Origin of the sequence: Sphingobium sp. DC-2, from assembly GCF_000722555.1 — a bacterium.
GTDB lineage: Bacteria > Pseudomonadota > Alphaproteobacteria > Sphingomonadales > Sphingomonadaceae > Sphingobium > Sphingobium quisquiliarum.
Genome location: NZ_JNAC01000043.1, coordinates 151,371 through 157,952 on the forward strand (window position 1 = coordinate 151,371; position 6,582 = coordinate 157,952).

Sequence of the window (6,582 nt, forward strand, 5' to 3'; positions counted from 1 at the left end):
GGGATCAGTTCCTTTTTCCCGGCAGGGCGAAGGCGACATAGGCGGAACCCTGCTTCGCCTTGGCGTTGCGCAGGTTGCTGGTGGCGATCACGATATATTGACGCCCCTTCACCATGTAGGTGATGGGCGACGCCGTGCCTGCGAAGGGCAGCGCGCCCTGCCACAGGAGCTTGCCCGTGGCGCTATCGAAGGCGCGCAGCCTGCTGTCGTAAATGGTCGCGCCGATCACGACCAAGCCACCAGCCGTGACCAGCGGCCCGCCATAATTTTCGGTCCCGGTGCCGGTTATGCCCTTCGCCGCCAGTTCGGGATATTCGCCCAGCGGTATCTTCCACAGATATTCGCCGCTGTTGAGGTCGATGGCGTTCAGCGTGCCCCATGGCGGCGCGACCGCGGGATAGCCGTCAGCATCCAGCAGCTTCTTATATCCGGTGAACGCATAGCGGGCCTTTGGTTCGGGGGCCTTGGGCGCACCCGGACGCTGCGCCGGGGCGCGCGCTTCCTGCTTTTGCGCATCGGCGCCCATGAGATAGCCGGTCAACTGCGCGATTTCGCCGTCCTGTAGCTGGGTAAAGGGCGGCATGCGCCCCTTCCCCTTCTTGATCGTCATGAAGATTTCGCCCGGATTGAGGCGGGCTGCGATGCCGCTGAGGCGGGGGAAGGATGGCGGCGAACCCTCGCGATTGAGGCCGTGGCAGACCGAGCAATGCTGCTGGTAAAGCTGCTCGCCCTGGTTTGCGACGTCGGCGAGCGTGCCAAGGCCGCCTTCCCAGGCGATGTCATTGCTGTTGATGTAGAGCACGCCCTTTTTGCGATCGATCGCCGCCCCGCCCCATTCTGCACCGCCGTCAAAGCCGGGGAAGACGACCGAACGCTGCTTGAGCGAGAGCGGCGTGAAGGGGCCGTCGCTGCGCATCGCTGAAAATGCCTTGAGCGCCGCCGCCCGCGCCTCCGGCGTCCGGCTGGTGAGCATGTCCGCCGTCAGCCGCTGGCGCGCATAGGGCGCTGGCTTGACCGGAAAGGGCTGCGTCGGAGAGCTTCTCTCGCCCGGCACATCGCTTTGCGGAACCGGCCGTTCCTCGATCGGGAAAAGCGGCTTGCCGTTCTGGCGGTCGAACAGGAACAGAAAGCCGTGCTTGGTGGGCTGCGCGACCGCATCGACCCGCTTGCCGCCATGATCGACCGTCAGCAGCACGGGAGGCGACGCCAGGTCGCGGTCCAGAATGTCATGATGAACGGCCTGAAAATGCCAGAGCCGCTTGCCCGTGCGCGCATCCAGCGCCAGCAGCGAATTGGCGAAGAGATTGTCGCCGATACGGTCAGCACCGTAGAAATCCTCTACCGCCGAGCCGGTGGGCGCATAGACGATGCCGCGCTTCTCATCGACCACCATGCCAGCCCAGGCATTTGCCCCGCCCGCGTTTTTCCAGGCGTCCCTGGGCCAGCTGTCATAGCCCGGCTCTCCGGGGCGGGGAATGGCCGAGAAGGTCCATCTGAGCGCGCCGGTCCGCACATCATAGGCGCGGATCGCGCCGGGCGCGGCGGGCGGCGCTTCGGTCGTGCGGAAACCCGTGATGATCAGGTCGCCAAACAGCACGCCCGGCGAGGTCATGACCGCGCCTATGCTCTGCGGATCGCGGCCAAGGCCCTTGCGCAGGTCGATCCGGCCTCCCTCGCCGAAGCTGGTCACCGGCTTTCCATTACGCGGATCGACGGCGATCAGGTAATTTCCGGCTGCGGAGAAAAGCCGCTGCTCGCCCCGGTTCGACCAGTAAGTAAGGCCGCGCACCGGCTGGTCGATGGCATCGGGCGGCGCATATTCCCACAGGCGCGCGCCCGTGGCGGCGTCGAGAGCGAACAGCTTCTGCCCCGGCGTTACGCCATAAAGTATGCCGTCAATCACCAATGGCGAGGTCTGGAGGCCGCCCTCTCCGGTATCGAAGCGCCATGCCTCCTGCAAAGTCCCTACATTGGCGCTGTTGATCTGGGCGAGGCCGGAATAGCGGTCGCCCTCGGCGCTGCCGCCATAAACTTTCCAGTCGCCTGCCGAAGCGCTTTGCCGGTTATCGCCCGCGCCGCAACTGGCGAGAAGCGGCAGGAGAGCGAGAGACGCCGCAGCGCGCAGGCGGAAGGACCGCACTGAAGAGTTGTTCATCATGTGCCCGCTATTGTTTCGAAATCTGGCGATGACCGGCGTCCCGGTGCGTCAGCCGTTGGTGGAAATCCCCAGACCCAGGCGCAGGGCATTCACCTTCGCTTCGTTGAACCATGTGCCAACGCGGGTCTTGACGGGCATGCTGTCGAACCCGTGGAAGCAGCCCGGCACGACCAGCAGTTCCGCCGTCACCCCCGCATCGTTCAATCGCCGCGCATATTCGATATCCTCGTCAAGGAAGAGGTCGATCGATCCGACGCCGATGAAAGCGGGCGGAAGGCCGCGCAGATTGGTCTGGCGCGCCGGAACCGCGCGCACGGGCACCTTGCTCGTGCCCGGCTCCATGCCGAGGAAGCTCTGCCAGCCGAAGCGATTGTCGCCCCGGCCCCACATGAAGGGCGCGATGTGCGGCGGCACCGCCCGCGTCGTCCCGGTGCGGTCGTCGAGCATCGGGTAGATGAGGCATTGGAAGGCGACCGGCACCTCGCCCCGGTCGCGCGCGGTGATGGCGAGCAGCGCGGCATGGCCGCCTCCCGCACTTTCGCCCATCACGGCAATGCGGCGGGGATCCACGCCAAGTTGCGCGGCGTTGCCGTGCACCCATTTGAGCGCCGCATAATTATCCTCGATCGACCCCGCATAGGTGGTTTCCGGGGCAAGCCGGTATTCGACCGACACGGCGGCGCAATCCAGTTCCTTGCAGAGGTCCTGGACGTTGCGCACGAAGCCTTCGGCCGTGCCGGACACGAAGCCGCCCCCATGGGTGTGGACGATGGCCGGGCGCTGCCCTTCCTTGCCTGCGTTGATCAGGAAGACAGTGACGTCCGGCTGGCCCTTCATGCCCGGAATGACGCGTTTTTCCACCGGCACGTCGTCGCGCCGGGGACTGGCGAACTGCTTCATCATGGCGCGGCTTTTAGGCAGAGTCTGCATCGACATCGGCCCGTCCTTCTGCTTGTCGAGCTGGGCGAGCATCTGCTTTGCGAAGGCGCGATATTCGGGATGGACGTTGGCCAGCCTGGGATCTTCCGCCACCGCCGCGAGCAACTGCGCGGGCGACAGGAAGGACAGCGCGCCGCCAGCGGCGAAGGCGCTTTTCAGAAGGGTCCGGCGGTGCATCATCTCCATTGTCTTCATTCCTGTCCTCTTGTCGTTGCCCTTCATTTGCCGATGCTGGCGAGATAGGTCAGAGATTGCGGAAGCTGGGTGTCGGGATCGCCGCTTTCATCTTCGATGATATAGTGCCGCACACCCGCCGCCTGCGCGGCCTTCATGATGGCGGGCAGGTTGAGGTCGCCCTTGCCGAGTGGCGGGAAGGGAAGCGCAGTCCCCTGCGCCGGCTTCCAGTCCTTCAGATGGAGCGAGGTCACCTTCGCCCCATATTTGTTGATGAACGCCACGGGATCGACGCCCGCCGAACGTATCCAGTAGATGTCCGCCTCTATATCGAAGCAGCCGCCTGCCTTGTCGATGATCCGGTCCAGCGCGGTCTTGCCGTCCAGCATGTGCAGGTCGTTGCCGTGGATGTGCAGGAACGTGCGCATGCCCGCAGCCTGCGCGCTGGCGCAGGCCTTCGCAAGCACCTCTCCCGCCTCCTCCGTGTCGGCGGTGTTCAGCAGGTGATAGCCTTGCGGACCGAAGATCTTGATCGCGGAAATGCCGACTTGGCTGACGCCCAGAGCCTTTGCCGCGGCGATCGCGCCGGGCAGGTCGTCGCGCATGCGGTCATAGTCCATCTGTACGCTGACGGCGCGCATGCCCGCCTTGTCGAGCGCCGTGCGCATCTGCGCCGCCGAATAGCCCGGCACGTGCATTACCTCCACCTGATCCACGCCCATCGCCTTGATCCGCGACAAGGCCGAGGGCACGTCGATCTTCGGCACCGGCGAAGGCGCATCCTTGTTCTTCAGCGCATCATTATAAGCCCAGATCTGGATAGCCAGACCGTCCCGCCAGTGCGGAGCGGCTGCGGGTCTGGACGGCGATGCGGCCGCCGCCGCTCCCGCGACCGCCAGCGTTCCCAAGGCCGCCCAAAATCGCCAGCCATGACGGCCGCCTTTCCCGCTCTGCTGCATTCTGGCATTCCTTTCCCTGAACGTTCTTTCAGCCCGGCAACGCTTGGTTCACGCATAGCAAGGCCAGACTGTTCTACAAACGAGCATGACCATAGAATTCAGGCATAGGAATATGCCTGATCATGCTGTCACCCGCCGGGAGGACGTCCCCCCGATCAGGAAGAAGGCAGGAGCGGGCGGAAGAAGCTGCGTTCGTGACGGATGATGCAGCCGGACGCGCGCGCATGGGCGTGCGCCTCGGCCACTTCCTCATCCTGCATCATCGCGGCGCGGTAGGTTTCATATTCCGCGAGGCTGGGGAAATCGAACAGGAACAGGGCGATATCGTTCGCCCCCTCGGCGGGCAGGAAATAGCCATGCGGCTTGCCGCCGAAGCGCGGCATCATCCTGAGCCACATGCGGGCATAATGTTCGAAGGCTTCGACCTTGTCAGGATCGATCCTATATTCGATGACGCATGTGATCATGGCCGCTCCTCAGCTTGTTGCCGTCGCTCTCCATGGACGAAGGGACGGCGGGTCAGGCGTTCGCCCCTTCCTCCGCGATGAAGCCGGGCCAGGTCTTCAAATAGGTGAGGAAAGTTTCCGTAAGCCCCTCCTCCAGCAGATGCTCGGCGGTGACCGGCAGCGGCGGGGACGTGTAATCCGGGTCGCGCCGCACCCGCTCCGCAAAGTCATGGCGGAGGATGGCGGCGCGGCCGATCACGGCGAAGTCGCACCCGGCCTCGACCACGCCAGCGGCCGCCTTCCCGCTCATGATCTTGCCCGCCGCGCCCAGCCGGACGTTGCCGCGCGGAAGTTCGGTAAAGTAGCTGAGCAGCGTTCGCCCCTTGAACCGCTCGTCCTCAGGCTCCTTGGTGACGTCCCAGAGCGAGAGGTCGAGATAATCGATCTTGTCCTGGCGCATCAGTTCTCCGGCGACGGCTACGATCTCGTCCAGCTTCTGGGCATAGCGTTCCGGCGACAGGCGCACGCCGACCTGGAAGCCGGAGCGGCATTGGGCGCGAATGCCATCGACGATCTCGAACAGCAGGCGGGCGCGGTTTTCGGGGTTGCCGCCATAGCGATCCTCCCGAAGATTGACTTCGGGCGAGAGGAATTCGCCGATGATATAGCCATGGGCCGCATGCACTTCGATCCCGTCGAAGCCCGCCTTTTCGGCGCGGCGGGCAGCGGCGATGAAATCGTCCCGCAGCTTTTCCACCTCATCCAGCGTCAGTCCGCGCGCGCCGGTTTCGGCATGATCGGACGGGCAAACCGGCGCGCTGACCAGATCCCTGGGCGCACGGTAACCGGCATGGTGAAGCTGAACCGATGAAATCGCGCCCTCCGCCTTGATACCGGCGGCCAGCCGCGTCAGCCCTTCCAGATGCTCGTCGCCGAAGATGCCGAGCTGGCCCGGAAAGCCCTGGCCATTGGCCTGAACATGCGCGGCGGCCGTCATCACCAGCCCGAATCCACCGGCGGCGCGCTTCGTCAGCCAATGATATTCCCCGTCCGACAGGCGTCCGTCGGCATGGCTCTGCTGATTGGTCATCGGCGCCAGCATGAGGCGGTTCTTCATCGCGGGCCCGCGCGTGAAAGTCAGGGGGGAGAAGAGATCGGTCATGGCATCCGCTCATTTGGAAGGAGGAATCGGCCCCCTCCTATTCCCGATGATGGGCAGGGAGAAGTCAAAAATGGCGTATCTGGTCTACTTAATGGTGATGGAAAGGCGGGCTGCGCCGCCGCAAAGCCCTTGATTTCCGGCTTCTTGACGCCGCCGGTCAGGCCGCCGATAACCGGCATGTCATCATGGGCTGGAGCGATCGGCCAGCCGGACATTATGTGGAATATCGATGCGTCAGCTTTCGACAGCCAGACATAGGACAGCACGGCCGTCGCGGTCATCCCGGCCGGACACCAGCGGCATGCGCTGGCTGGACGGCGGCGTCTTCGCCATGGGGTCGGAAAATTTCTATCCCGAAGAAGCGCCGGTGCGGCAGGTGCGTGTCGACGGATTCTGGATTGACGAAACCCCCGTCACCAACCGGGAGTTCGCCCGCTTCGTCGAGGCGACCGGATACCGGACGCTGGCGGAGACCGCGCCCGATCCGAGGGATTATCCCGGCATGCCGCCGGAAATGGCACAGGCCGGATCATTGCTGTTCCAGCGGACGGCCACGCCGGTCGATCTACATGATCACGGCCAATGGTGGACATTCGCCTTTGGCGCTGATTGGCGGCATCCTTTGGGGCCGGACAGCGGTTTGGAGGGGCTGGAGGATCACCCGGTCGTGCATGTCGCGTTCGAGGATGCGCGTGCCGGCTCTGTTGCAAAGATTGGCGGCAGTCAGAGGTAGGCTGTCGCTCT

At 64.5% G+C, this 6,582-nt stretch carries 6 protein-coding genes and 1 pseudogene; 1 reads left to right on the plus strand and 6 read right to left on the minus strand.

Translation table 11 applies throughout. The features are described 5' to 3' along the window. Positions 1-4: 4 nt before the first annotated feature. The 6 genes from ET21_RS0109465 to ET21_RS27635 all read right to left on the minus strand — a co-directional run bounded on the left by ET21_RS0109465 (position 5) and on the right by ET21_RS27635 (position 6,119). A complete protein-coding gene (locus ET21_RS0109465; protein ID WP_051768093.1) occupies positions 5-2,155 on the minus strand; it encodes a PQQ-binding-like beta-propeller repeat protein in 2,151 nt (716 codons plus the stop codon). A gap of 51 nt (positions 2,156-2,206) precedes the next feature. Further along, positions 2,207-3,292, minus strand: a complete 1,086-nt coding sequence (locus tag ET21_RS0109470; protein ID WP_237751532.1) for an alpha/beta hydrolase — start codon at positions 3,290-3,292, stop codon at positions 2,207-2,209. A gap of 23 nt (positions 3,293-3,315) precedes the next feature. Beyond that, positions 3,316-4,230, minus strand: coding sequence for a sugar phosphate isomerase/epimerase (locus ET21_RS26545; protein WP_030539491.1), 915 nt, complete (start codon positions 4,228-4,230; stop codon positions 3,316-3,318). Positions 4,231-4,385: 155 nt separating this feature from the next. Beyond that, positions 4,386-4,697, minus strand: a complete 312-nt coding sequence (locus ET21_RS0109480) for an NIPSNAP family protein (protein WP_030539492.1) — start codon at positions 4,695-4,697, stop codon at positions 4,386-4,388. A 52-nt stretch (positions 4,698-4,749) separates the two neighbouring features. Next, on the minus strand, positions 4,750-5,838 hold the full coding sequence (locus tag ET21_RS0109485) for an NADH:flavin oxidoreductase (protein ID WP_030539493.1): 1,089 nt from the start codon (positions 5,836-5,838) through the stop codon (positions 4,750-4,752). Continuing rightward, positions 5,835-6,119, minus strand: a complete 285-nt coding sequence (locus ET21_RS27635; protein WP_156029073.1) for a hypothetical protein — start codon at positions 6,117-6,119, stop codon at positions 5,835-5,837. Before ET21_RS27635 ends, ET21_RS0109485 begins: the two co-directional genes overlap by 4 nt. A gap of 20 nt (positions 6,120-6,139) precedes the next feature. Between ET21_RS27635 and ET21_RS0109500 the strand changes: the two are divergent. Beyond that, positions 6,140-6,535, plus strand: a pseudogene (locus ET21_RS0109500) (SUMF1/EgtB/PvdO family nonheme iron enzyme); the annotation flags it as partial. Between the last annotated feature and the right edge of the window lie 47 nt (positions 6,536-6,582).

Coding starts and splice junctions, on each gene's coding strand:
- ET21_RS0109465 (WP_051768093.1), bottom strand. CDS start 2,155: ATGAACAACTCTTCAGTGCGGTCCTTCCGCCTGCGCGCTGCGGCGTCT.
- ET21_RS0109470 (WP_237751532.1), bottom strand. CDS start 3,292: ATGAAGACAATGGAGATGATGCACCGCCGGACCCTTCTGAAAAGCGCC.
- ET21_RS26545 (WP_030539491.1), bottom strand. CDS start 4,230: ATGCAGCAGAGCGGGAAAGGCGGCCGTCATGGCTGGCGATTTTGGGCG.
- ET21_RS0109480 (WP_030539492.1), bottom strand. CDS start 4,697: ATGATCACATGCGTCATCGAATATAGGATCGATCCTGACAAGGTCGAA.
- ET21_RS0109485 (WP_030539493.1), bottom strand. CDS start 5,838: ATGACCGATCTCTTCTCCCCCCTGACTTTCACGCGCGGGCCCGCGATG.
- ET21_RS27635 (WP_156029073.1), bottom strand. CDS start 6,119: ATGACCGCGACGGCCGTGCTGTCCTATGTCTGGCTGTCGAAAGCTGAC.